Origin of the sequence: Enterobacter cloacae complex sp. ECL414, from assembly GCF_021869685.1 — a bacterium.
Classification (GTDB): domain Bacteria; phylum Pseudomonadota; class Gammaproteobacteria; order Enterobacterales; family Enterobacteriaceae; genus Enterobacter; species Enterobacter kobei.
The window spans coordinates 2988951-3014297 of record NZ_CP091481.1 but is presented as its reverse complement, the minus strand read 5'-3'; the positions used below and the strand labels follow the sequence as shown (position 1 = coordinate 3014297).

Below are 25347 nucleotides of genomic sequence, written 5' to 3'. Positions count from 1 at the left end.
TGTGTCAGTACTCGGTCGTTTTCTCTAACGCGTTAAAAACCGGGCTGCTGTCCTGGCTGGCGGTGGTGCGCCAGTGGATAACGCCGGGTGTGGTAGCCAGCTCAAATGGCTCGTCAGGATGCGCGCGGTTAAGAATGCGTGCGGCACGCCAGGCCATCAGGCTGAGCTGGGGTTCAGCAATGCCGAGACGGTGCATCCCGGCATTGACGGCAAACAGGCGGTTGCTCTGCGGGCCGTCCCATTCGAGGGTGAAATCGTTGTTGATGCAGAAGGCTTCATCCGCATCCAGATGCAGGCGGTGAGACAGCGGGGCAAGGAACGCAGGCTGCACGGCGCGGTAACCGGTGGCAAAGATCACCACGTCGGTATCCAGCTGTTCGCGACCGCCGTCGAGATGATGCTGTATGCTCAGACGCTGACCGTTTTCCTGACGCGCCAGTGACGTCACCGAGCGGGACGGCAGAAGGTGCGCCCACGGTTTTTCGCGCAGCACCTCAAAGCGGTGATACATGGCGCGGTAAATTGCCAGCAGGGACTCGGTGGTAATGCCGTCAGAGGTCATCTTCTGCTCGTGCAGCATCTGACGACGGGCCTCTTCGCCGAGCGTGGAGAAGCTGTCCACATACTCCGGCGTGAAGTACTCGTTGGCGAAGGCGGCTTCATCCAGCGCGTTATAATTGTTACGGCGCGACACCCAGTTCAGGCTTAGCGGCTGGCCCCATTCCCCGCGGAAGATATTTAAGAACAGGTCGGCACCGCTCTGGCCGCCACCGACGACGGTCACGCGCTTGCCCGCTAAATTCGGCGTGCGCAGCATCATCTCGCTGGCGTGGAAACAGGTGTCGTCCTGCACCGTCACGCAATCCGGGAGGTTAATCTGTTTGCCAATCCCCACGCAGACGTGGCGGGCAAGGAACCGATCCCGCTGGGTCACCACCTCAAACAGACCGCTTGTCTCATCAAAGCTCACCTGCTGCACCTGCTGGCTGAAGGCGAGGTTGGTGAGGTTTTCTGCCGCCCAGCACAGGTAATCGGCAAACTCTTCGCGAGACACCGTGCGCTGTTCGGTAGTCAGGAAGCGGTAGAACTTTTTACGCTGCACCAGGTAGTTCAGAAAGCTGTGGCGGTTGGTGGGCTCCACGGCGCTGACCAGATCCTTCAGGAAGCTGGTCTGCATGTGGCAGTCCGGCACCATCATCCCCGGGTGCCAGGAGAAGTGCGGCTTGCGCTCAAGGAACAGCGAGCTAAAACCGTCCAGCCCTTCGGCCAGGGCGGCGATGCTGAGGTTAAACGGGCCAATACCAATGCCGATGAAATCAAAGGTTTTCATTGCGCTGACTCCCGGGAGGCCAGAAAAAGAGGGTTATCAAGGTCGGTAACGTAGTTCGGCAGCATGCGGCTGCCGCCGTCATGCTCGGAGAAGGTCAGTTTGACCGGGTTAAGGATCACGCGAATAATTTGCGGCTTAAACAGGTCGAACATCGCGAAACGTTCCGCAAGCTCGGGGTGCGCAGCCATATACCGGCGCAATACCCCCGCCAGGACTTGATAGAAACGGATTTCGCTCACGCCGCATTGCAGGGTGAGACGCGAGATAAAGCGCAGCACCGTTACAAAGTTGCCGGTTTGCAGGTCGTGGATGATGTAATCCGCGCTCAGACGTGCCGTAACGTCCTTCACCTGCGCCGGCAGGCTCTGCGCCTGCGGGAAATCTTCGTCCACCAGACGCATATCACCCTGGAAATCCTTCAGCAGGATGCGCTGCGGCACGTAGTTTTTCATCACCAGCGTCACGTTCTGGCCGTGGGCGATCAGCGCCACGCCATAGCGGCAGAGCAGGTGATAGAACGGGATCACCGTTGCCTCAAACAGCTTTTCCAGCCACGCGTCGGCGCTTAGCCCCGAGCGTTTAATCCACGCGTCGATCAGCGGACGCCCGGCGTTATCGGTTTCCATCAGCGCCGCCATCAGCACCGCCTGTTCACCGTCCTCTAAATAACAGGACGGATTCTCGCGCCAGATCACCCCCAGCATCTCCTGATAGCGGTAGGGCGCTTTCGGTAATGCGGCATAGCCCGGATGCGACAGATATCCGGCGGCGGGTTCACCCAGTACCTGCGCGCCGCAGCGAATCAGCGTGGCGTCAGAGGCGAACTGCTGCTGCAGCCAGCGTGAGGCCAGCGGCCCGGCGGCAATGTATTTGCCCGGAATGCCGCGATAGCAGGAGGTGTTATAGATGGTCAGCGGCAGCTTGATGTCAAACGGCGCGCGACGGCTGGCGTTGGTGAGCGTGCGCAGAGACTGCTGCGCCAGATACTCATCGCCAAATTCGCCCAGCTCCACCATCTCACCGCGCGCCAGCTGCGCCAGGAAGTGAATGGCAATTTTCTGCTGCCACTGCCACGGGTGTAGCGGCACGGGCAGCCAGCTTTCGTCGAGCCCCAGCGCCTGCCAGCGATGCTCAAACCGGACGCGCTCGGCGTTGTCCATGGTACTGGCAAGCAGATTCTGAATGTCGCAATCGGCGTCGCTGCTCCAGACCAGGTGTTCACGCTGAACGGCAACCCAGTGCAGACGAAAACGTCCGCGATACTCAGGTGCGTACTGATGCAGGGCATCCAGCCCCCATCCGCGGCGGCCTTTGTTGAAAATAAACTTAGGATGACCGCTCATCAGACACTGTAATTCATCCGGGTCGAGGTGGATCAGCGCGTCGGCATCCAGCGCTTCACGCGCCTGGAGCAGCTGAATATCACCGCGCAGCGTGGCGTAAAGATCTTCCATATGCTCTGCCGTTTGCGCGTCGCTCATCTCCAGCACGGTCGCCAGCTGCAGCAGCGCGCTTTCCGCTTCCACGGCGGCGCCGCTGGCGGTGGTCAGGGAATCAGGATCGATATGCAGCCAGCCCCATATCCCGCGCGTGGCGCGAAACTGCCAGGACTCCGAGCCCATGGTAATGCGCCAGCCGTCAGACGAAACCGGCTCAGCGCGCAGGGTACGTTCGTATTCCAGTTCGGCGAGGATCTTCGCCACCATCTCGCGGTTTACTTTCTGCCAGAGCGCGTTCACAGTTCCACCTCATGGAAGAAGCGGTGACGCTCGCTCACGATCAGGCGCGAGCGCTTGTGCGGGAAGTCGAACTCTTTTGCGGTGTCGAAACCGGCGGACGCCAGGTGGCGGAACAGGCGTTGGTTGTCGAAGCGCGGCTCGGCCACAATGCGCGTCGTGCGCGGTTCATCCAGATACAGGTAGTGGCTCAGACCGCGCAGCCAGCTGCGGATGTACTGCGCGCCGCGCCAGCGCTCTTCGCCCACCAGCATATGCAGCCCGCGGTCGAACGGCTGCCAGCGGTAGTGGCGGCCAATGCGGTCTTCTGGCGCCCAGTAGAGTTCAAAGTAGCCGAACGGCTGGTCGTCGAAGCAGCCGATAACCGGGTAGCAGTACGTCGAGTCAAGCTGACGGCGCAGGTAGTTTTCCTGTTCGGCCTGCGGGCCGGCCATCTCCCAGAAGGCGTTCACGCGCGGGTTGTTCATCCATTGAGTGAATCGTTCGCCATCCAGCGCCACGTCGGCCACGCGGAAGCTCAGCGTGCGTTTAATTTGCGGATCGTAACGGCGATACACCTCACCCTGCGGGCGGCGAGGGCGCTGCGGGAAGTACAGCTGACGGCTCTCATCAAACTGCATACCGTTGCTCGTCTGCGGTCGTTCGCCTTTCAGCCAGAGCGGCAATTGCCAGAAGGTTTCACGCGCCAGGTAATCCCCGTGGGCCAGGCTAAACAGCGCCTTTGCCTGAGGTTCATCCTGCCAGGTTGCCCACGGCAGCGTAATGCCGGTCAGCGTGGGGGCGGCGACAAACAGCTGATCCAGCGCTTCCACCAGCCAGCCCGCCGGGATAGCCCCGAGACGCTCCAGCACCGCGCTGCCGTCGAGACCTAACGTCAGCTGCAGCGCGGTATCCGTTGCGGTGCAGCGAAAGCCGAAGCCAGAATGGACGATATTCGCGATGGCCATTACGCCTTCTCCTTGTAGAACGGGTTGCTAAAGTCGAAATAGATCACCGCCGGATCGGCGATGGTGTTTTCGTTGCGATCGTGCAGATAACAGAAGAAGTTGCCTTTGCAGTTCCAGGTCGGGCTGTCCAGCACGTAGTCAAGGCAGCGGGTCTGCTTCGCCGTACGGCGCAGCGCGACCAGCGCGTCACGTACGCGCGCCATCAGGCGCTCTTCACTGTCGAAACCGGCGGCGGCAAGGGCGGCAGTCACCGCAAGGGTGGAGTTCAGCAGCAGGTAGTAAGGGAAGTAGCGCAGCAGCTGGCTCTCACCGAAGCGGTTTTCCACGTCAGTTTCACCCGCCTCTTTCAGCCACCCGTCGGCTCCTTCGGTCCAGGCGCTGCCCTGGCAGTCACGGTAGATAAGCCCGACGGGGAAATCCTGCTGCATCTCAACCAGGATATTTTGCTGGTGGGCGAGCAGCACCAGGCCGTAGTCCGCCTCGGCGCTGAACAGGGGAAGTAACACGCGGTCGCAATAGGCGTCCAGCCAGCAGCGTGCGGCCTGAGCGAGGGGTAAATCCAGACGCTGGCTCAGACGACGCACTGCCGCAGCCAGCAGGCTGTCACCGCCATCCGGGGCGGCCTGGGTCAGGCTGACCAGCACGTTGGTCTGCGTGTCCGGCGTGTCAAACAGCAGATTGACGCGCAGGGCCATCAGGCTCTCTTCCTGCACCACGCCGTTTTCGTCACGCAGCCCCGCCCAGCCGTCTTCCTGCATCACGCGCATCGTCGGGTAGCGTGCCTGAAGCGTTTGCCAGCGTTCCGTTTTCGCCAGGCGCGCCAGGCGCATCCCGCGCTTAACTTCTTTCACCGACAGCGTGCGCACGGAATTGGTCAGGCGCACGCTGAGGGAGAATTTAATCATGTCGCTGTTGGTTTCACTGTACAGCGAGCGGGAGGAGCTGGTGGGCAGCCACTGCGCGCCCGCTTCGCCCAGATCCTGCAATGAACCGTTTTCCACCAGACGCTGGCACCAGGCCTGACCCAGCAGATGCTCTGCCTGCCATGGGTGCATAGGCAACAGCCAGCACGTGTCGGTGAAGTGGCCGAGCAGCTCAGGCGCGCTCTGGGCGGCGAAGCGCAGCAGACGTTCGCGCAGGGAGACGTTCAGGCTGTCACCGGCAATGCGCGTGCTCTCAACGGCAAACCAGCGCAGCGGGAAACGGGAGGCAAAATCAGGCAGATAGCGTCGCGCTTCGGTTTCGTTGAATGGCTCGTGCGACTTCGGTGCCGGGTGAAATGCGTGGCCGACCAGCAGCGCCTGTTCTGCTTCAGCAAACGTCAGCGGTTTATCACGCAGCGTGGACCAGCTGTGGCGCAGGTCGATCGCCTGCCAGGTATGCGCATGACTTTCCAGCACGCGTTGCTTAAAACGCGCCAGCGTATCGGCATCAAGAACGCCTTTTACTGATGGTTTTTCAAGAAGTAAATCAACCAGTTGGGTATATGTGACGGCGTCACCGCAGTCGCTATCGCTCTGGATAAGCGTTGCCGGGAAACAGTACTGATGGTGCTGGGTGGGGGAGAAATAGCGTACCGGAACCCGCAGGGCCTGAGCGGGAGAAAGCGGGATATGAATATGCGCCAGCTCATCCGCAGCGGCTGCGGGGAGATAGCGCCAGTCCGTCGTTTCGCGCAGCAGGGCGTTTAAAAAACACTGGGCCGCAACGTCTGTACCGGCGGAGCGGGGCAGAGTACGCATAGATGTACCTCATTCCATGATTGATAATAATTCTCGTTATGATATTCATTCTATTTACACTCGCAACCATTTTTGCAATATTTGTTTTCATAAACTTCATAATTTCCACACATTTATTGACACTATGTTCACATTCTCATGCGCGCTAATTCAGAAACGCTGACTGAAAACGTCACCTCTAAAGCCAACTGGCCGCTGGCACTCTGTGCAGGTTTATTGGGCATCGGGCAGAACGGTTTGCTGGTCATGCTCCCGCAGCTGGTGAACCTGACCGGGCTGTCGCTCTCGGTCTGGGCCGGGCTGTTAATGTTCGGCTCCATGCTTTTTTTACCGGCATCGCCCTGGTGGGGGCGTCAGAGCGAGCGACGCGGCTGTAAGGTCGTGATGGTGGCCTCGCTCAGCGGCTATCTTGCCAGCTTCGCCGTGATGGCCGTGGTGGTCTGGGCAATGGCGGCCGGGTTGCTCCAGAGCACCTGGGGGCTGGCGGGGCTGATCTTTTCGCGCCTGCTCTACGGTTTAACCGTGTCGGGGATGGTGCCTGCCGCCCAGACCTGGGCTATTCAGCGTGCGGGGCTGGACAAACGCATGGCGGCGCTGGCCACCATCAGCTCCGGCCTGAGCTGCGGCCGTCTGCTGGGGCCACCGCTGGCAGCAATGATGCTCAGCATTAACCCGGTGGCACCGCTCTGGCTCATGGCGATTGCGCCGTTTATGGCTCTGCTGCTGGTGCTGCGAGAAGTGGCCGACCCTCCACTGCCGCCGGTGGCGCATCAGGCGACCCGTCTGCAGGTCTCTATGCTGCCGTTCCTGCTGCTGGCGATGCTGCTGGCGGCGCTGGTGAGCCTGATGCAGCTTGGCCTCACGCCGCATCTCAGCCCCTTGCTGGAGGGCAACGCCCGTGAGATCAGCCACCATGTTGCGCTCCTGCTGAGCCTGGCCGCGCTGGCCACGCTCTCGGCGCAATTTTTGATTGTTCGCCCGCAGCACTTCAGCCCGCTGACGTTGCTCTGTATGGCGGCGGTATTGATGGTGGCAGGACTTGGGTTGATGTGTATTGCCGGGCTGGCGCTGTTCTACGTGGGAATTGCAGTCACCTCGCTCGGCGCGGCGATGGCAACACCGGGCTATCAGCTACTGTTGAACGATCGGCTGACCACGGGGAAAGGCGCGGGCGCGATCGCCACCAGCCATACGTTAGGCTACGGCATCAGCGCGCTGCTGGTGCCCGTAGTCACGCGCTTTTTCGGTGAGCAGTATTTAACGATGGCGGCAGGGGGAATGGCGGTGCTGTTTCTCGTACTGAGCATCGGGGTACGGTTAACCGGGCGCACCCCTGTCGAAAAAAATTAATGTACCTGGTGAGGGGAAGGGCCGACCGCCTCATTTTGACGCAGACGCTTAAGCGGATCCTGCTGATAAAACTGGGTAAAACGCTGCCATAGCGCCGGGAAACGCGGGGCAAAGAGTTCGGGGGCGCTGAAGAAGTACTCTGAAAGCACCGCGAAGCACTCTGCGGGGTCGGTCGCCGCGTAGGCATCAATGCTGGCGGCACTTTCGCCCACGAGATCGATCTCGTCCTGGATGTTATCCATCGCCGCATGCAGATCGTGCTCCCATCCTGCGACTTCACGCAGCGGGATCAGCGGAACACCGCTGGCGCGGTCGCCGTTGCGGGTATCCAGCTTATGCGCCACTTCATGAATAATCAGATTAAAGCCTGACGCGTCGAACGAGTCCTGAATGTCGAGCCAGTTCAGGATAATCGGCCCTTGCTGCCAGCTTTGTCCGGACTGTACCACCCGCTGGTTGTGTACCAGGCCGATGTCATCCTCCCACTCATCGTCGACGATGAAGGGCGCCGGGTAGATCAGCACTTCATGGAAGCCGTCCAGCCACTCGATACCCAGTTCAAGCACCGGCAGGCAGAAAAGCAGGGCGATACGCGCGTTTTTCAGGGGATCCAGCTCGAATCCCTGCAGAGGAACCAGGCGTTTTTGCTGCAAAAAACGATCCGCCAGCTGAACCAGTTTTGACTGTTCGTCCGGCTGGAGATTCGCCAGAACAGGGATCGCCAGCGCGTCATCCCACGGCAGCGCCATATCCCGGCCAGCCTCATTCGTTTTCCAGGGCCACTTAATCATCGCTTTGCTCGCAAACTCGTCACTTGAACAAAAATGGGAAAGTCAGGTTCAGTTAAGATGCCAGAAAATGGCTTATTTCTACACTTCCAGCCTGAATAAACTATCATTTCGTACAGAGCAGTGGGTAGCGCTTTGCAGGCATCACCTTCATTTTGTGATGTCTGTCGTAGCCTTTATCCGCAGCCCGAGTGAATAAATCAGTCCGGTATTGAAAAGATGAGTGATTTCAAAGGTAACAAGCAGAACCTGCCCAGTCGGGCGTGTGTGCACTGCCAGCGGCCCATGACGTGGCGCAAGAAGTGGGCGAAATGCTGGGATGAGGTCAAATACTGTTCTGAGCGCTGTCGCAGGAGCCACCGTTGACCGAACTACGCCTGATTCTGGGCGATCAGCTCAATCCACATCACAGCTGGTTTGATACCTGCAGCCCGAATGTCATTTACGTGATGCTGGAACTGCGGGCAGAAACCGCGTATGTCCTTCATCATGCTCAGAAAATCATCGCTATCTTCGCGGCCATGCGCGCGTTTGCCGCTGAGTTAAAAGAGAAGGGGCATCGGGTAAGGTATGTCCGGCTCTCTGAGGGTTCAAATCGCGGCGCGCTGGAAGATAATCTCAACGCGCTTATCGCGCATTACCATGCTGGCAGGGTGATGTGGCAGGAGCCCGATGAATGGCGCCTTGATGCGCAGTTGCAGGCGTGGGCGAAAACGGCGACCGTCGAGACGACCTGCGTCAGCAGCGAGCATTTTTTCATCTCCCGGGAGCAGGTGAGCGCGTTCTTTGCGTCGCGTAGAAGCTGGCGAATGGAATATTTTTATCGGGAAATGCGTCGTCAGCATGGCGTGCTGTTGACCCCGGAAGGCGAGCCCGAAGGGGGGAAATGGAATTTCGATGCTGAAAACCGCAAGCGCTGGTCCGGTGAACCGCCTGCTCCGGATGACTCTCGCATCTGCCACGATCGCTCAGCATTATGGGAAGAGATCCAACGCTGCGGCGTACGCACCTTTGGCGAACCGCAGGCCAACACTTTTCGCTGGCCAGTCGACCGTGTTGAAGCTAAAGCCCGGCTGGATGCGTTTATTTCGCACGTCCTGCCCCAGTTTGGTAACTGGCAGGATGCAATGCACACGGAAGAACCTTTTCTTTTCCACTCCTTAATTTCATTTGCGCTGAACACCAAAATGCTCAATCCCCGTGAAGTGGTTGCCGCCGCCGAGCAGGCATGGCGCTCGGGTGATGCGCCGTTGCCTGCTGTCGAAGGGTTCATCCGGCAAATTCTTGGCTGGCGGGAGTATGTGCGCGGGATCTACTGGTCGCAAATGCCGGGCTATCGGGAGCTGAATGCGTTAGAGCAGCACACCCCGCTGCCGGAGTGGTTCTGGACGGGCAAGACGCAAATGCGCTGCCTGGCGCACGCCATTGGACAGTCGCTCACTGAGGCTTACGCCCACCATATCCAGCGCCTGATGATTATCGGGAATTTTAGCCTGCTCGGCGGTCTCTCGCCGCAGGCGGTACATGAATGGTATCTGGGCGTTTATATTGATGCGTTTGAGTGGGTAGAATTGCCCAATACTCTCGGCATGAGCCAGTTTGGCGATGGCGGTTTACTGGCCAGTAAGCCTTATGTTTCAAGCGCGTCTTACATCCATAAGATGAGTAACTACTGTCAGGGATGTCGGTATCAACACAATCAACGCACCGGCGAGGTGGCGTGTCCCTTCAATGCGCTTTACTGGGATTTCTTTTTGCGTAACCAGGCGCGTCTGGGTCACAATCCCCGGCTGGGCATTGTTTTTAAACAGCTTGCGGACATGAAGGACGAGGAGCGGCAGGCCATTGCCGAACGCGCTGAGTACATCCGCCTTAATCTCAACGAACTCTGACCCCTGACAGGACATCCAGACACTATGCCCGTGAATTTCGACCTCAACGATCTCTATGCCTTCAGAGCGTTAGTGGAATACGGTAACTTCCGTGTCGCCGCTGAATCTATCTGTCTGTCCCAGTCGGCGCTGAGCCGCAGGATTGAAAAGCTGGAAGCCGCGCTGGGGAACCGACTCTTTGACCGAACCACCCGCCGCGTCTCCCTGACGTTATACGGGCAAAACTTTGCTGAACGCTCCACGCAGCTGCTCGATAACGTAGAGTCAATGCTGGCGGATGTCGATAAAGCCAGCGAAGAGCGGACGGGGCTGATCACGGTGGCTACGGTACCTTCCGCAGCCTGTTACTTTATGCCCGATGTGATCCGTCGCTTTCAGTCGCGCTATCCGCGCGTTCGCATTAAGCTCATCGACAGTAGCGCGGGCAACGTGATGGACGCTGTGGCCCGAAGCCAGGCGGATTTTGGTATTTGCTTCGCAGGAAACTTGTCGTCTGAAATCGAATTCTTCCCGCTGGTGGAGGATGTGTATGTTGCAGCATGCAGAAGGGATCACCCGCTGGCGCAGAAGAGCCAGCTGACGTGGCAGGCATTTTTTCAGCAGGATTACATCTCTCTCGATAAAACGTCCGGCAATCGCAACCTGCTCGATCGTCTGCTGGGGGATATCATTCCCGAGCGTCCCAGCGTCTGCGAAACGCGTCATGTCACCACGATGCTCGGTATGGTAGAGGCGGGGATCGGCATTGCTGCCGTTCCCGCCATGTCGATGCCGACGTCAGAGCACACGCTGCTGACCCCTTTGCCGCTGGTGGCGCCGGAGGTGAAGCGTACCGTGGGGCTTATCCGACGCCGGGGGCGCATCCAGTCCTATATTGCGGCTGAGCTTGAAAAACAGATCACCGAGCAGTATCGCCGGACGTAACGGGGATCATCCCCGTCTCGCGGATGACTCCCCTTGAGGGCGGTGAGGCGAGATAGTTCAGCAGCGCTTTTCCCTCCGCGGGATGTTCCGCGTCACGGGTGACCGCGCCAGCGAAGCGCGTGATGTATTGCAAATTATCCGGGATTTTACCGATAAAGGTGACGCCCTGAATCGGCAGCAGCTCGCTGACCTGCTGGAACCCGACGGCGTATTTTCCTTTCGCCACTTCTGATGCGACCGGAATGCGCTCGACTTTTGTCGCTTTGCCCGTCACCTCCTTTTCAATCCCCAGCTTTTTGAACAATTCTTCACTGACATACCTGCCGCTGGCGCTGTCTGAATAGGCGATGGAGCGAGCCTGCAGCAGGGTATTACGCAGCGTCGTCTCGCTGCTGATATCAGGGATATCCGCACCTTTTTTCACGACCATGCCGATGGGAGAGTCCGCGAGTTCAGTCCGCGTACCCGGCCGGGTCAGACGGGCCTGTTCAAGCTTTGCCAGTGCATTGCCCACCATAATCACCACGTCGGCTTTCTCTCCGCGCGCGAGCCGGTTTGGGATTGCCTGCGGCGTAGTGCCCATTGAGGGACCGGGGATGATCACAATGTTATCCCCGGTCCGGCGTTCATACTCCGGGGCCAGCTTTTCCAGGGCGGCCTTGAATCCGCCCGAAATCATCACCTTCACGTCCTCTGCGCAGGCATTGACGCTCAGAAACATCGCCATTAGCGCGATGGCGGTAGAGCGAGACGTACGTTTCATGCGGCCCCCTGTGACTTAACGGTGTTTTGCAGTGATGCCGCGCGGCGACGGTAGAGGAAGAGCGTTGCGAGCAACGCGCAGACCGCCGCAAAGCTCATCCAGTATCCCGGCGAGGCTTTGTCACCCGTGTATTCAATCAGCGCGGTGGACATCACGGGGGTGAAACCGCCAAAGACGGCGGTAGCCAGGCTATAAGCCAGCGAGAACCCCGCCACGCGGACTTCAGCAGGCATGATTTCCGTCAGCGCCGGGATCATCGCGCCGTTATACAGGCCGTAGAGGAAAGAGAGCCACAGCAGGACGCTCAGCATCATGGAGAAGCTGGGGGCCGCCGCCAGCATCGTCAGTGCCGGGTAGCTAGTGGCGAGCGCCAGCAGCGTCATGACAACCAGCACCGGTTTACGACCGAAGCGGTCCGAGAGGGCTCCACCTATCGGCAGCCAGATGAAGTTAGAGACGGCCACCAGCAGCGTGACCAGCAGGCTGTCCGACGCGCTCAGCATCAGCACTTTTTTGCCGAAGGTTGGCGCGTAAACGGTGATCAGGTAGAACGCGGTGGTGGTCATCGCTACCATCAACATACCTGCGACCACCACCTGCCAGTTTGTCAGCAGCGTTTTGAAAACCTGGTGCATCGCCAGATGATGGCGCCGTGCGTTGAACGCTTCGGTCTCCTCCAGCTTACGACGCAGGAAAAAGATGAACGGCACGATTAAACAGCCAAACAGGAACGGGATGCGCCAGCCCCACTCGCGAATGGCGCTCTCCTCCATCAGGGCATTCAGGGCAAAGCCCATCGCCGCGGCGACCATAATGGCAACCTGCTGGCTGCCGGACTGCCAGCTGGTGTAAAAACCTTTGCGGCCCGGCGCGGCGATTTCTGCCAGATAGACCGAGACGCCGCCAAGCTCCGCACCGGCGGAAAAGCCCTGCAGCAAACGGCCCGTCAGCACCAGCAGCGGTGCCCACAGCCCAATGCTCTGATACGACGGAATAAGCACAATCAGGAATGTTCCGGCAGCCATGATCGACAAGGTGACAATCAGCCCTTTACGACGACCCACTTTATCGATGTAAGCGCCGAGCACAATAGCGCCGATCGGACGCATCAAAAAGCCCGCGCCAAAGACGGCAAAGGTCATCATCAGCGAGGCAAATTCACTGCTCGCCGGGAAGAACGTATGCGCGATGTAGGTGGCATAAAAGCCGAACAGAAAGAAGTCGAATTGCTCAAGAAAGTTGCCCGAGGTGACGCGAAAAATCGCGCCCGCTTTCGCACGGACCGTTGCAGGTGAGGTTGAGGAAACCATGATTATCTCCAGTTTTTATCGTGACGTTATGCTCGTCTGTTTTTGAAAACTGGATCAGGAAACGGAAATTAATAAGCGCAAAGAGTGAATGAACTGATGCGCGTTGTGCATCAATGACAGGATGTTGACCAGGATTTACATACCTAACAATAACTTAACAATCGTGTGATTTTTTATTCACGCTAATTCGCTAAGTTGCTGATATCGCTGTTTTGTGACATCGCGCAGAGGAGACGCCAGGCAGCGCCTGGCTCTAAAAATCAGCGCAGCGCGTTCGCGATTGCGCTAAACATTAACGATGCTTCCAGCGGCTGAGCGCTGAAGGACGGTTCCGCCTGCGGCCAGGTGGACCACTGGACGATAACCAGGTTCTCTTTCTGATTCACCATAATCATCTGTCCAAAGATCCCCAGCGCCCAGAGCGACCCTTTAAGTGAATTGTCGACCTTTGGCGCGACGTGGGTGGCATTAACCGGCACTTCGTTGTTCCACCACTGATAGCCATACAACCCGTTCGGATGCGCGGCGGACACCGAACCTTTTGCCTGCGTCCAGTCTGAGGACTGTTTTACCCAGCCTTCGGGCAGGATCTGCTTCCCGCCGGGCAATGTGCCGTTATGAAGGATGAACTGACCGAAGCGGCCCCAGTCTTCCAGCGTGGCGTTAAAGCCGTGGGCGCCGACATCATGCTGGCCTTTGCTGTAGGCATGCCATACGCCGTCGCTGGCCATGCCGTAGGGTTGCCAGATGCTTTTCTCCAGATACGCCGCGAGCGTCATGCCGGTTGCGCGTTCAAGCACGTCACCCAGCAGCCACGCGCCACCCGAGGAATAGGACCAGTTTTCGCCCGCAGGGTGCGCGCGGTGTAACCCTTTTACTAATGTCCGCACGCAGTCATAGGTGCCCGGTTTGGCTTCGCACTCTGTCAGCTTTGCGAAATCAGATCCCGGATTCGTGTAGTCCTCATTCCACGCCACGCCGGGGGTGTGGGTAATAAGCTGTCTCAGCGTCACACCGTCCCAGGCGGTGCCTTTCAAATCAGGTTCATATTGGGTAATAAGATCGTCGAGGGAGTGGATTTTTCCCTCTTTAATCGCTACCCCAACCAGCGCAGAGACCACCGATTTACCGACAGAGCGTGAGGTCCAGAGCGTGCTGTCGGTATTCCCTTCACCCAGATACTTATAGGCAACGTGGCCGTTTTTTAATACCAGCATGCCGCTGACGTTCTGGCGTTTCAGGTAATCATGGAGATCGTAGGTCTTGCCATTCACCTGATAGCGGGCATCGGTCAGCGGTTTTTCTGCGGCCAGCAACGGCGAGGCGTTGCCGTGATGGAACACGTCGCCCGCATAGTTGCGGTAGTCGTTGCGGAAACCCACGACGCGGTCGGCCTGGCTCCAGGTGAGCATCGTATGTGCGTCCGGCAGTTTTGTATCAAAAGGGGCAGGACAGGTGTCGAGAACGGTACCGTTGCAGGCAGCCATGGCGGCAGGAGAGAGCAGGCTGCTGACAATCAGCGCCGCGAGCAGAGTGCGGTTTGTTTTGTTTTTCATGTTTTTCTCGTATGGCTCAGGAAGGACTTCAGTTTACGAACCCGCGGCCTATAATAAAAAACGCGTTATGGGGGAAAATCCCCCGAAAAGGAACTGTGGAGGATCGCGTGGCGTCATTGATCTATTCGTTTGCCCAGCTTGAGGCGTTCACCGCCGTGGCTGAACATGGCAGCCTGGTGAAGGCGGCCACTAAACTGGGTAAAGACCGCACGACCCTGCGCGATCTGATTGATTTTCTGGAAGATGGTCTGGGTTACGCGTTGTTCCTGCGCGAGGGGCGAACCCTGCGTTTAACGCTGGAGGGGGAGCAGTTACAGCGGCAGGCGCATCTGTTGATGCGTCAGGTAAAAGCCTTTGAGGCGTTCGCCAGAGCCGTTCCGCAAAGCGCGACGCAGGATATTGCGCTCGTCTACGATCCGTTCACCCCGCGCGCTTTTTTGCAGGCGCTGATAGCAAAAATGGCGAGCCAGAATATTCGGCTGAGCCTGACCAGCACCTCGCGTGATGAAGCGGAAGCGATGCTCGCCAGCGGTGAGGCCGATATTGGGATCTGTCAGGCACGTAATCGCAGCGTAGGCAATGAGATGGAATGGCGGGCGTTAGGGTCCATTGAGATGGATTTTTACGCCTCGAAAGCGCTGTTCCGGGATAACGCCTCTCCGGTTTCGCTACTCGATCTCTCTCTGGTGCCGCAGGTCATTATGCATGCGGCGTCTGACGAGCCGGTCGCTCGCCGTCTGCAAATCTCCGGACATACCCTTTTTACCAATGAACTTGAGATGCTGCGCGGTCTGCTGGAAAAGGGGTGCGGCTGGGGATTTTTGCCGACGCATCTTCATGCGGCGCAGTGGAAAAATGTAGAAAGGCTGCCCACCGAGGTGGGCAGCCAGGGGATAGCTCAGACGATGGTGACCATCTGGAAACCGGGCAGCGACAAGCGCGGGCTTATCAATGAAACGCTGTCGAGATTACCGGCGTTGTGGAAGGCCTCAGCGCTGTGAGCAGCCTTTGCACTGTTGATTCTGGATCTGCTGGAAGAAATCGTTGCCTTTGTCATCCACCAGGATAAACGCCGGGAAATTTTCCACTTCAATTTTCCAGATGGCTTCCATACCCAGCTCCGGATACGCCACGCACTCTAGGCTCTTAATGCTGTTTTGCGCCAGTACCGCCGCCGGACCGCCAATGCTGCCGAGGTAGAAGCCGCCGTGCTTATGGCAGGCGTCGGTCACCTGCTGGCTGCGGTTGCCCTTCGCCAGCATGATCATGCTCGCACCGTGGGATTGCAGTAAGTCTACGTACGAGTCCATACGTCCCGCGGTGGTCGGGCCGAGTGAGCCAGAGGCGTAACCTTCCGGCGTTTTTGCCGGACCTGCGTAGTAAATCGGATGATCTTTAACGTACTGCGGCAGTTCCTCGCCGTTATCCAGCAGCTCTTTCAGCTTCGCATGGGCAATATCGCGCGCCACGATGATGGTCCCGTTCAGCGACAGACGGGTAGAGACCGGGTGCGCGGAGAGCTGGGCCAGGATTTCATTCATCGGCTTGTTCAGGTTGATGCTCACCACGTCGCCTTCACCCTGCTGACGCAGTGATTCAGGAATATACTGGCCCGGGTTGTGTTCCAGTTTTTCAATCCAGATCCCGTCGCGGTTGATTTTCGCTTTGATGTTGCGGTCTGCGGAGCAGGAAACCCCCATGCCGATCGGGCAGGACGCGCCGTGGCGCGGCAGGCGAATAACGCGGATGTCGTGGGCAAAATATTTACCGCCAAACTGTGCGCCCAGGCCGAGGTTCTGCGCTTCCTCGAGCAGTTCCTTTTCCAGCTTAACGTCGCGGAACGCCTGGCCATGTTCGTTACCTTCGGTTGGCAGCGCGTCATAGTAGCGGGTAGAGGCCAGCTTCACGGTTTTCAGCGTGGCTTCAGCCGACGTTCCCCCGATCACAAACGCGATATGGTAAGGCGGGCAGGCCGCGGTACCCAGGGTACGCATTTTCTCCACCAGGTAGTTTTTCAGCTTCGCAGGGGTAATCAGCGCTTTGGTTTCCTGATAGAGATAGGTTTTATTCGCGGAACCGCCGCCTTTTGCCATGCACAGGAATTTGTACTCGTCTCCGTCCACGCTGTAGAGGTCAATCTGCGCGGGCAGGTTGGTGCCGGTATTCACCTCTTTATACATATCCAGCGCGGCGTTCTGGGAATAACGCAGGTTGTCTTCAATGTAGGTGTTATACACGCCCTGGCTCAGGGCGGCTTCGTCACCGCCACCTGTCCAGACGCGCTGGCCTTTCTTGCCCATGATGATCGCGGTGCCGGTATCCTGACAGGTCGGCAGGACGCCTTTTGCGGCAATTTCAGAGTTGCGCAGGAACTGCAGGGCGACGTACTTATCGTTCTGGCTGGCTTCCGGGTCGTTAAGAATGGCGGCAACCTGTTTCTGATGAGAAGGACGCAGCATAAAGGCGGCATCGTGGAAGGCCTGCTGCGCCAGCAGCGTCAGGGCTTGCGGCTCGACTTTCAGGATTTCCTGCCCCTCGAACTCGGCAACGGAAACGTGCTCTTTGGTGAGCAGATAATATTCTGTGTCGTCATGGGAAAGAGGGAAGGGGTTCTGGTAGATAAACGGTTTGTTTGACATAGCTTGCTCCACAAAAATAAAACCGCCGGAGGAAGACCCCGGCGGTCAGAAATCAGAACATCATCGACATCCACGGATAACCAATCAGCAGCAGGGCCGCCAGGAAGATGGCACCGAAGATAGTGCCCAGGCGCCAGTAGTCTTTGGTTGGCAGGTAGCCGCTACCGTAGTAAATCGGGCTTGGGCCGGTACCGTATGGGGTAATGATCCCCATTACACCCAGCGAGGTCACCATCAGCAGGACGAACACTTCCATATTCATGCCCGGAATGGTGGAGGCGATGGTCAGCATCGCGGGCAGCAGCGCGGTGGTGTGTGCGGTGGTGCTGGCAAACAGGTAGTGCAGCAGGTAGAACGCCAGCAGCAGGACGATAGTCGCCACGCCCGGAGAGATACCGCTCATCAGCAGACCGCCTTCTTTACCTAACCAGCTGATAAAGCCGGTAGAGGAGAGGCCATCCGCCAGCGCCACCAGGGTGGCGAACCAGACGAAGGTGTTCCATGCGGCTTTGTTACCGGTGATATCGTTCCACTCCAGCACACCGGTCCACAGCATCAGACCGACAATTAACAGGGCAGCCATGGCCGGTTCAATCCACGCGGCGGCGAAGATCCACATCAGCAACGCACAGCACACGAAGACCAGCAGCAGGATCTCATTGCGCGACAGTTTGCCAAGTTTTTCCAGCTCGCGGGTCGCCCACAGCGGTACTTCGTTATTCACTTTCACTTCAGGCGGGTAGAACCAGTAGGCCAGCAGCGGCATGGTCAGAATCAACAGGATGCCCAGCGGCAGGAACGCGAGGAACCAGGTGCCCCAGGAGATATCAATCCCAACGGTGCTTTTCACCAGCGCCAGCGCCAGCAGGTTCGGCGCCAGAGCGGAGAGGAACATAGAACTGGTGATACAGGCTGCGGTGATAGCCACCCACATCAGATAAGAACCAATTTTGCGCGCGCTTGGGTCGTTGGGTTTTGAGCCGTACAGCGGCGGCAGGTTAGCGATAATCGGGTAGATGGTCCCGCCGCTGCGCGCCGTGTTGGACGGGGTAAACGGTGCCAGCAGCAGGTCTGCAAAGGTAATAGCATACCCGAGCGTCAGGCTGCGACGGCCGAGATATTTTACCAGAATCAGCGCCAGACGGCGGCCGAAGCGGGTTTTGTCATAGCCTGCGGCAAACATAAAGGCACCGAAAATCAACCAGACCGTTGAGTTACCGAACCCGCTCACCGCCCATTTGAAGGAGGCGCCTGCCAGCTTGAATTTTGGATCTGCCAGCTGGTCCGGGCTGAAGAGCACCCACTGGCTACACAGCGCAATGGCGACCACGCCGGTCAGGCCAATCACCGCGCCAGGCAGTGGTTCGAAGATCAGCCCGACGATCACGCCAACGAAGATAGCGAAGTAGTGCCACGCGTAAGGCGGTAAACCTTCCGGTACCGGAACAAACAGCAGCAGTACGGCGACGATGACGGGCAACGCCATCATCAGCAGTCGTTTCGCTTTTCCATTTGATGCCTGGTTCGCCACTGGGGGCGTTACAGCAGTTTTTGTATTCATAGTTTCACGTCTTAAGTTGTCAAAAATTCGGTAGTGCAGAAAAAACCAAATGTGTTTTTTAAGTTTCTTTGCTTTTTTTAGTTGTTAAAGGTGCGGTTTGGTTTTTTCATTAATAACGATTTAACGCCTTTCTGTGTGCGTTAAATTAAAAATTGATGATGTTTTTATATTGCGCTTTTGGATGCTGCAACTATTGATCAGGATCAAAAAAGCAGAAGTGCAGCGTTATTTTTGTGCTTTTATTAATAACCACTCTGGCGTATGGGTTATTATTTATTTTTATCGTTTTCTTTATCATTCTTGTAACAATCCAAAATCTGGTATTATTTTTATTGTTTGATTTTATTGAGTTTTTTATGGTTAAATGAAATTGGTATGACCAATATTTATTTAACGTATTTTAAATTATTGTAAACGGGTGAATTATTATCACTAACACCATTGTGTTATTTCTGTTATCTCAGGGATTAAATAGTTTTTTAACTAACGTAATGGCTTTGGAAACTAAAAAAATCATTATATTAGTATCATGACATCGGCAAATAACAACCAATTTAAAAATTAAACCCGATAACGAATTCTTAATTTTAAAAGTTTGGAGTTTCTATTATGAGCACTAACGAACGCATTCTTAGCCCCTTCACATTACCGAATGGCACTGAACTGAAAAACCGTTTGTTAATGGCCCCGATGACCACCTGTACCGGCTACTATGACGGTACTGTCACCAGTGAGCTGGTGGAGTACTACCGGGCTCGCTCCGGCAGCATCGGTACCATCATCGTGGAGTGCTGCTTCGTTGACGATCTCGGTCTCGCCTTCCCGGGCGCCATCGGTATTGATAACGACGAGAAAATTGCCGGGCTGGCGAAAATCGCAGAGGCGATTAAATCCAAAGGTTCGAAAGCGCTGCTGCAGATCTACCACGGCGGCCGTATGGTTGACCCAAAACTGATTGGTGGCCGTACCCCGGTTGGCCCAAGCGCGGTGGCCGCACCGCGTGACGGTGCCGCAACGCCGGTTGCACTGACCGCCGAAGAAGTAGAAGGAATGATCGGCAAGTTTGGGGAAGCTGTGCGTCGCGCCATTCAGGCCGGTTTCGACGGCGTGGAAATCCACGGGGCCAATACCTACCTGATTCAGCAGTTCTACTCACCGAACTCTAACCAGCGCGATGACGAGTGGGGCGGCAGCCGCGACAACCGCGCGAAGTTCCCGCTGGCCGTGCTGGACATTACGCACAAAATGGTGCGCCAGTACGCGGATGATGCCTTCATCATTGGTTACCGCTTCTCCCCTGAAGAGCTGGAAGTCCCGGGCATCCGTTTTGAAGACACCATGTACCTGCTGGAGAAACTGGCCGCGTGCGGCGTGGATTACCTGCACTTCTCCGTCGGTGCAACTCTGCGTCCTTCGATTGTTGACACCCAAGACCCGACCCCGCTCATCGAAAAATACTGCGCGATGCGTTCAGAAACGCTGGCGCAGGTTCCGGTCATGGGCGTGGGCGGCGTGGTGAATGCTTCAGACGTGAATGACGCGCTGGACCACGGTTACGACCTGATTGCCGTTGGCCGCGCCACCATCGCTTATCCGGACTGGACAGACCGCATTGCGGCTGGCGAAAGCCTTGAACTGTTTATGGACAGCACCAAACGCGAGGAGCTGAGCATTCCGGAACCGCTGTGGCGTTTCTCGCTGGTGGAAGCGATGATCCGCGACATGAGCATGGGCGAGTCTAAATTCAAACCGGGCACCTTCGTCGAGAAAGTGCAGGACGACGCTAACGAGCTGGTGATTAACGTCAGCCTGGAAACCGACCGCATTGCGGACATCGCGCTGGCCTCCGGCCCAAGCGAAGACGTTGAGTTTGTGACCAGCTTCGAAGAGATCCGTACCCGCATTCTGGATGCCAACACCCCGCACGTGGATGCCATCACCGGCGCAACCAGCCAGAGTGAAGCGGTGAAAAAAGCGGTTTCTAAAGCGATGCTGAAATCCAGTAAAGCGCTGGCGGCAGAGGAGGGCGTTGACCCGAACGAAACCCGCAGCGTTGACGTGGTTGTCGTGGGCAGCGGCGGTGCCGGTCTGGCGGCGGCGATTCAGGCGCACGACGAAGGCGCAAGCGTGCTGATTGTCGAGAAAATGCCAACCATCGGCGGTAACACCATCAAAGCTTCTGCCGGGATGAACGCCGCTGAAACTCGCTTCCAGCGCGTGAAGGGTATTCAGGACAGCAAAGAACTGTTCTACCAGGAAAGCCTGAAAGGCGGCGGTAACAAGAACAACCCGGAACTGCTGCGTCGCTTTGTCGAGAACGCACCGGAAGCAATTGAGTGGCTGGCAACCCGCGGCATTATGCTCAACGACATCACCACCACCGGCGGGATGAGCATCGACCGTACTCACCGTCCAAAAGACGGTTCTGCAGTAGGCGGCTATCTGATCAGCGGTCTGGTGCGTAACGTCAACAAACGCAACATCGAGGTGATGCTGGATACCTCCGTCAGTGACATTATTTTCGAAAACGGCGAAGTGACCGGCGTGCGCCTGACGACCGAAGAGAATGAAACCGTCATCGTGGCAACCAAAAGCGTGATTGTGGCGACCGGCGGCTTCAGCGCCAACAGCCAGATGGTGGTGAAATACCGTCCGGACCTGGAAGGATTCGTCACCACCAACCATAAAGGGGCCACCGGCGGCGGTATCGCACTGCTGGAGCGCATTGGGGCGGGCACCGTGGATATGGGCGAAATTCAGATTCACCCCACCGTGGAGCAGAAAACCTCGTACCTGATTTCCGAATCCATCCGCGGCGGCGGGGCGATTCTGGTCAATCAGAAAGGGGAGCGCTTCTACAACGAAATGTCGACCCGCGACAAAGTCTCCGCGCAGATCATCGCGCTGCCAGAGAAATACGCTTACATCGTCTTTGATGAACACGTACGCGCCAAAAACAAAGCTGCGGATGAGTACATCGCCAAAGGGTTCGTGACCAGCGCCAGCTCACCAAAAGCCCTGGCCGAAGCGCTGGGCATGGATCATCACGCCTTCCTGGCAACGCTGGAACGCTACAACGGCTTTGTCGAGAAACAGCACGACGATGATTTTGGCCGTACCACCGCGCTGCGTGCGCCAATCAATGAAGGGCCGTTCTACGCCATTCAGATTGCGCCGGGCGTGCACCACACCATGGGCGGTGTGACCATCAACACTGAAACCTGCGTGCTGGACAGCAACCACAACGTGCTGCCAGGGGCATTTGCTGCGGGTGAAGTGGTCGGCGGGATCCACGGCGGTAACCGTATCGGCGGTAACGCGGTGGCAGACATCATTATTTTTGGTACCCTTGCCGGACATCAGGCGGCGATGCGCGCAAAAATGGCATAAAGCACCTGTGTTGTAGGCCGGATAAACGCAACGTTATCCGGCGATTTCCCCGGCGGCGCGGTGCTTGCCGGGGCTACATCTGAGGAAACATGCATGTCAGATAACCGTGTTTACAGTTACTCCGCCGTCCTGATGGGTTCCCCCATCCTCCTGAAACTCTTCTCCCATGACGAAGCCCTCGCCTCCCGCGTGTTTCGACTCATCAAACAATATGAAGATCTGCTTACCGTCAACCGTGCCCACTCGCAGGTGATGGACATCAACCACGCGGCTGGGCAGCATCCGGTCATCGTCAGCCGACCGGTGTTCGAACTGATCCGCTGTGCAAAAGCGGCAAGCCTGCTCAAGAACAGCGCTTTTAACCTGGCGATTGGCCCGCTGGTGAAGCGCTGGAAAATTGGTTTCCGGGGTGACAGCGTTCCGCCTGCTGATGATATTGCGGCGCTGCTGGCGATTACCCGTCCTGAGGATGTCATCCTTGATGAGGCGCAGAGCAGCGTGTTTCTGGCGAGAGCAGGCATGGAGATCGACCTGGGCGCCATCGCCAAAGGCTATATCGCTGACCGGGTGCGGGATTACCTGCACAAAGAGGGGACCGAGCGGGGACTCATCAACCTGGGGGGAAATATCCAGACGTTAGGCTCACCGGAAGGGGGCTGGAGCGTCGGGCTGAAAAAACCGTTCGTCAGCGACGCGCTGATTGGCGCGATGACGGTGGAAAACCGCTCCGTGGTGACGTCAGGAACCTACGAGCGCTTCTTTGAGCAAAACGGCAAGCGCTATCACCATATTCTCGATCCGCGCACCGGATACCCGCTGGACAACGCGCTGGACAGCGTCACCATCGTGTCAAAAGAGTCTATCGACGGCGATATCTGGACCACGCTGATGTACGGCATGGGCATAGAGAAGGGCTGCGCGGTGCTGCGCTCTCGCCCGGATATTGAAGCCATTTTTGTGACCAAAACAAAAGAAGTGGTGATCTCATCGATGCACCACTTCCGCTTTACGTTGCTGGATAATACCTACCGCGTTACTGACAGTACTGCTTAAGCAGCCCCGTCTGTTCCGGCTGGAGACGGTAACGATACACTGGCCGCCCGGTGGCACCGTAGTGAATGCTGGTGAACAGAATGTTGATTTGCGCCAGCCAGATCAGATATTTGCGGCACGAGACGCGGGAGATATTCACCGCGCTCGCCAGGTCATCGGTAGAGAACTCCATCTCCGGGTGGGCGTCAATCCACTGGCAGATCGTGCGCAGCGTCTGCGGCGTTAACCCTTTCGGCAGTTTTTTGCTGTCCGCCAGCTCCGGCGCTCCGCCGTGGATCAGGCGGTCAACGTCGGCCTGTTCATAATACGGGTGCGATTCCATCAGGTTATGCTTCGCTTTCCAGCCGTTGAGCGCCTCTTCAAAGCGCGGGAACTGGAAGGGTTTGATCAGGTAATCCACCACGCCGTAGTGGATAGAGGTCTGGATCGTGGCGGCATCGGCGGCCGAGGAGATCATAATGACATCGATCGGGCGGCCGGACGCGCGAATCACGGGCAGCAGATCCAGCCCGTTATCCTGCTGCATATAGACATCCAGTAGCACCAGATCGACCGGCTGACCGGGGTCGTTAATCATGGCCTTCGCCTGGTTGAGCGTGGAGGCGACACCGCAGCAGCTAAAGCCTTCAACACGGTTGACATACAGACGGTTGAGGTCGGCCACCATGGCGTCATCATCGACAATTAATACATTTATCACGCGATATTCCTCTCGCTATCCCAGGGGATGTGAACAAAAAATTGGGTAAAGACGCCAGGCTCAGACTCCACGGAGATCTCTCCGCCCAGATTCTGAATCTGCTGGCGAGCAAGGAACAGCCCAACGCCGCGGTTTTCACCTTTCGTTGAGAAGCCCTTAGTAAAAATAGCCTCCAGCTGAGTGGGATCAATGCCGGGGCCATCGTCGCTGACTTCGCAACTGAGCCAGCCATTCTGATAATGCAGCAGCAGGCCGATCTCGCCTTCCTGCTGTCCTTCCATCGCGTCGAGCGCGTTTTCAATCAGGTTACCCAGCGCGGTGATCAACACCGCGACCTGCTCTTCGCTGGCGGTATCCGGTATCTGGCTTTCGTCTGCCAGCGTCAGGGTGACGCCCGCCTCTTTTGCCCGGTTGATTTTACCCAGCAGGAACCCGGCAATGACCGGCGATTTTACCTTGCTCTGGATCGTACCGATATCCGTCTGGTAATTATGCGCCGTCTGGATGATGTACTCCTCCAGCTTGTCGTAGCGCTTCATATGCAGCAGGCCAAGGATCACATGCAGTTTATTCATAAACTCGTGCGTGTGGCTGCGCAGGGCATCGACGTAGTTGACCATGCCATCAATGCGCTGCATCAGCTGGCTGATTTCCGTTTTATCGCGGAAGGTGGCGATCGCCCCGATGACCTGCTCCTGGCTTTTGACCGGCACCATGTTGCACAGCAACAGCCGACCGTTACAGCTGATCTCCTGATCCTGGCGCGCGACGCCGGTTTTTGAAATCTCACGCAGGCTGGCTAAAAGTGGTGCGCTGGCGTTTTCCGTTTGCTTGCCGGAGGGCAGGAGTAAAATTTCTCTGGCGGTGTGGTTGATCATCGTCACGCGCCCGTGAATATCGACGGCCAGTACGCCTTCGCGAAGCGACTGCAGCATTGCCTGACGTTGTTCGAAAAGGGCGGATATCTCGTAGGGTTCGAGGCCGAACAGAATGCGCTTCAGCACCCGCACCAGGCCCCAAATCGCCATCGAACTCATAAAGATACTGAATAATATCGTCCAGAGCGCATTCAGCCGCCCGCGGGCAATCTGGTCTTCCACCTTTTTGAGGGAGATACCGACCACCACCACCCCGATCTGATCGTGCTGGCTGTCATAAACCGGGGTAAAGACGCGAAGCGCTTCGGCGAGGGCGCCCCGGTTAACCGAGACGTTCTCTTTACCTTCCAGGGCGGGTTCCAGATCGTTGCCAATAAAATGCAGGCCAATCAGTGCTTCGTTCGGGTGCGAGTAACGAATACCGCGCATGTCGGTCACCACGGTGAGCAGCAGATCGTTGCGTTGGGTGACCGCTTTGGCGATGGGCTGAATGATGTCGGCCTGCGGGGACTGCATCAGACCTCGCTGGATCTCCGGGCTGTCGGCCAGCGTGCGGGCGATACCCAGTGCGGTGTCTTTGACATCATCGCGTGTGGCCCGGGTGATCTGAACGGAGTAGAGCGCAAAGACCAGAAGCAGCACAGAGGCAATAATCGCGCATACCATCAACGTGACCAGCGTGTTCAGTTTCATGGGGCGCTTGCGCGTCAGAAGGAAAGGCTGCAAATCGCTCATCAATACTCCGCGATGATTAACAAAGGGGTAATTATCGCTGATGACGCGCGTTT

Annotated in this window: 19 protein-coding genes; 7 read left to right on the top strand and 12 right to left on the bottom strand. The window is 57.4% G+C overall.

Translation table 11 applies throughout. The annotated features are described in order from the left end of the window. Window positions 1-4: 4 nt before the first annotated feature. The 4 genes from L3068_RS14560 to L3068_RS14545 are packed head-to-tail and all read right to left on the bottom strand — an operon-like array spanning window position 5 to window position 5755. Window positions 5-1330, bottom strand: coding sequence for a lysine N(6)-hydroxylase/L-ornithine N(5)-oxygenase family protein (locus tag L3068_RS14560; RefSeq protein WP_047344763.1), 1326 nt, complete (start codon window positions 1328-1330; stop codon window positions 5-7). Further along, complete coding sequence (gene iucC, locus L3068_RS14555; RefSeq protein WP_117581272.1) at window positions 1327-3069, bottom strand: IucA/IucC family protein; 1743 nt, start codon at window positions 3067-3069, stop codon at window positions 1327-1329. Before iucC ends, L3068_RS14560 begins: the two co-directional genes overlap by 4 nt. After that, on the bottom strand, window positions 3066-4013 hold the full coding sequence (locus L3068_RS14550) for a GNAT family N-acetyltransferase (protein ID WP_117581274.1): 948 nt from the start codon (window positions 4011-4013) through the stop codon (window positions 3066-3068). Before L3068_RS14550 ends, iucC begins: the two co-directional genes overlap by 4 nt. Further along, the gene (locus tag L3068_RS14545) at window positions 4013-5755 is read right to left on the bottom strand and encodes an IucA/IucC family protein (protein ID WP_117581276.1); all 1743 of its coding nucleotides are present in this window, start codon (window positions 5753-5755) and stop codon (window positions 4013-4015) included. The genes L3068_RS14550 and L3068_RS14545 overlap by 1 nt, the downstream gene beginning before the upstream one ends. A gap of 138 nt (window positions 5756-5893) precedes the next feature. On the opposite strand from L3068_RS14545, the gene L3068_RS14540 reads away from it, so the two are divergent. After that, window positions 5894-7105, top strand: coding sequence for an MFS transporter (locus L3068_RS14540; RefSeq protein ID WP_117581278.1), 1212 nt, complete (start codon window positions 5894-5896; stop codon window positions 7103-7105). Here the strand turns inward: L3068_RS14540 and mtfA are convergent. Beyond that, window positions 7102-7896, bottom strand: a complete 795-nt coding sequence (gene mtfA / locus L3068_RS14535; protein WP_014884426.1) for a DgsA anti-repressor MtfA — start codon at window positions 7894-7896, stop codon at window positions 7102-7104. The genes L3068_RS14540 and mtfA overlap by 4 nt on opposite strands. Before the next feature lie 216 nt (window positions 7897-8112). On the opposite strand from mtfA, the gene L3068_RS14530 reads away from it, so the two are divergent. Genes L3068_RS14530 through psrA form a run of 3 tightly spaced genes read left to right on the top strand, consistent with a single transcriptional unit; the run spans window position 8113 to window position 10709 of the window. After that, window positions 8113-8259 carry a DUF2256 domain-containing protein gene (locus L3068_RS14530; RefSeq protein WP_014884425.1) on the top strand — a complete coding sequence of 49 codons (147 nt, stop codon included), beginning with the start codon at window positions 8113-8115 and terminating at the stop codon, window positions 8257-8259. Continuing rightward, window positions 8256-9785, top strand: coding sequence for a cryptochrome/photolyase family protein (locus L3068_RS14525; protein ID WP_117581281.1), 1530 nt, complete (start codon window positions 8256-8258; stop codon window positions 9783-9785). The genes L3068_RS14530 and L3068_RS14525 overlap by 4 nt, the downstream gene beginning before the upstream one ends. 24 nt (window positions 9786-9809) lie before the next feature. Continuing rightward, window positions 9810-10709, top strand: coding sequence for an L-proline-binding transcription factor PsrA (psrA, locus tag L3068_RS14520; RefSeq protein WP_014884423.1), 900 nt, complete (start codon window positions 9810-9812; stop codon window positions 10707-10709). Here the strand turns inward: psrA and L3068_RS14515 are convergent. The 3 genes from L3068_RS14515 to L3068_RS14505 form a co-directional block, all read right to left on the bottom strand. Then, window positions 10684-11472, bottom strand: a complete 789-nt coding sequence (locus tag L3068_RS14515; protein ID WP_088126590.1) for a substrate-binding domain-containing protein — start codon at window positions 11470-11472, stop codon at window positions 10684-10686. The two genes, psrA and L3068_RS14515, sit on opposite strands and share 26 nt — an antisense overlap. Then, the gene (locus L3068_RS14510; RefSeq protein WP_117581283.1) at window positions 11469-12782 is read right to left on the bottom strand and encodes an MFS transporter; all 1314 of its coding nucleotides are present in this window, start codon (window positions 12780-12782) and stop codon (window positions 11469-11471) included. The genes L3068_RS14515 and L3068_RS14510 overlap by 4 nt, the downstream gene beginning before the upstream one ends. A 260-nt stretch (window positions 12783-13042) precedes the next feature. After that, on the bottom strand, window positions 13043-14338 hold the full coding sequence (locus tag L3068_RS14505) for a serine hydrolase domain-containing protein (protein ID WP_214602803.1): 1296 nt from the start codon (window positions 14336-14338) through the stop codon (window positions 13043-13045). 95 nt (window positions 14339-14433) lie between these two features. Between L3068_RS14505 and L3068_RS14500 the strand changes: the two genes are divergently transcribed. Further along, entirely contained in the window at window positions 14434-15339 is a 906-nt protein-coding gene (locus tag L3068_RS14500) for a LysR family transcriptional regulator (RefSeq protein ID WP_117581285.1), read from the top strand. On the opposite strand, the gene fumA is transcribed toward L3068_RS14500, so the two are convergent. Then, entirely contained in the window at window positions 15328-16977 is a 1650-nt protein-coding gene (gene fumA / locus L3068_RS14495; RefSeq protein ID WP_063433542.1) for a class I fumarate hydratase FumA, read from the bottom strand. The two genes, L3068_RS14500 and fumA, sit on opposite strands and share 12 nt — an antisense overlap. A 52-nt stretch (window positions 16978-17029) precedes the next feature. Next, on the bottom strand, window positions 17030-18538 hold the full coding sequence (locus L3068_RS14490; RefSeq protein ID WP_014884418.1) for an anion permease: 1509 nt from the start codon (window positions 18536-18538) through the stop codon (window positions 17030-17032). 609 nt (window positions 18539-19147) lie between these two features. Between L3068_RS14490 and L3068_RS14485 the strand changes: the two genes are divergently transcribed. Beyond that, window positions 19148-21928: a flavocytochrome c gene (locus L3068_RS14485; RefSeq protein WP_117581287.1), complete on the top strand. Its 2781-nt coding sequence runs from the start codon at window positions 19148-19150 to the stop codon at window positions 21926-21928. Window positions 21929-22021: 93 nt separating this feature from the next. Next, a complete protein-coding gene (locus tag L3068_RS14480) occupies window positions 22022-22981 on the top strand; it encodes an FAD:protein FMN transferase (protein WP_117581290.1) in 960 nt (319 codons plus the stop codon). Here the strand turns inward: L3068_RS14480 and dcuR are convergent. Both dcuR and L3068_RS14470 read right to left on the bottom strand, forming a co-directional pair. After that, window positions 22962-23681 carry a two-component system response regulator DcuR gene (gene dcuR / locus L3068_RS14475; protein WP_014884414.1) on the bottom strand — a complete coding sequence of 240 codons (720 nt, stop codon included), beginning with the start codon at window positions 23679-23681 and terminating at the stop codon, window positions 22962-22964. The genes L3068_RS14480 and dcuR overlap by 20 nt on opposite strands. Then, window positions 23678-25294: a sensor histidine kinase gene (locus L3068_RS14470; RefSeq protein WP_014884413.1), complete on the bottom strand. Its 1617-nt coding sequence runs from the start codon at window positions 25292-25294 to the stop codon at window positions 23678-23680. Before L3068_RS14470 ends, dcuR begins: the two co-directional genes overlap by 4 nt. Window positions 25295-25347 lie beyond the last annotated feature (53 nt).

Bases quoted from the DNA above. Each gene is read 5' to 3' on its own strand.
- L3068_RS14560 (WP_047344763.1), bottom strand. From the start codon at position 1,330: ATGAAAACCTTTGATTTCATCGGCATTGGTATTGGCCCGTTTAACCTC.
- L3068_RS14550 (WP_117581274.1), bottom strand. From the start codon at position 4,013: ATGGCCATCGCGAATATCGTCCATTCTGGCTTCGGCTTTCGCTGCACC.
- L3068_RS14545 (WP_117581276.1), bottom strand. From the start codon at position 5,755: ATGCGTACTCTGCCCCGCTCCGCCGGTACAGACGTTGCGGCCCAGTGT.
- L3068_RS14540 (WP_117581278.1), top strand. From the start codon at position 5,894: ATGCGCGCTAATTCAGAAACGCTGACTGAAAACGTCACCTCTAAAGCC.
- mtfA (WP_014884426.1), bottom strand. From the start codon at position 7,896: ATGATTAAGTGGCCCTGGAAAACGAATGAGGCTGGCCGGGATATGGCG.
- L3068_RS14530 (WP_014884425.1), top strand. From the start codon at position 8,113: ATGAGTGATTTCAAAGGTAACAAGCAGAACCTGCCCAGTCGGGCGTGT.
- psrA (WP_014884423.1), top strand. From the start codon at position 9,810: ATGCCCGTGAATTTCGACCTCAACGATCTCTATGCCTTCAGAGCGTTA.
- L3068_RS14515 (WP_088126590.1), bottom strand. From the start codon at position 11,472: ATGAAACGTACGTCTCGCTCTACCGCCATCGCGCTAATGGCGATGTTT.
- L3068_RS14510 (WP_117581283.1), bottom strand. From the start codon at position 12,782: ATGGTTTCCTCAACCTCACCTGCAACGGTCCGTGCGAAAGCGGGCGCG.
- L3068_RS14505 (WP_214602803.1), bottom strand. From the start codon at position 14,338: ATGAAAAACAAAACAAACCGCACTCTGCTCGCGGCGCTGATTGTCAGC.
- fumA (WP_063433542.1), bottom strand. From the start codon at position 16,977: ATGTCAAACAAACCGTTTATCTACCAGAACCCCTTCCCTCTTTCCCAT.
- L3068_RS14490 (WP_014884418.1), bottom strand. From the start codon at position 18,538: ATGAATACAAAAACTGCTGTAACGCCCCCAGTGGCGAACCAGGCATCA.
- L3068_RS14485 (WP_117581287.1), top strand. From the start codon at position 19,148: ATGAGCACTAACGAACGCATTCTTAGCCCCTTCACATTACCGAATGGC.
- L3068_RS14480 (WP_117581290.1), top strand. From the start codon at position 22,022: ATGTCAGATAACCGTGTTTACAGTTACTCCGCCGTCCTGATGGGTTCC.
- L3068_RS14470 (WP_014884413.1), bottom strand. From the start codon at position 25,294: ATGAGCGATTTGCAGCCTTTCCTTCTGACGCGCAAGCGCCCCATGAAA.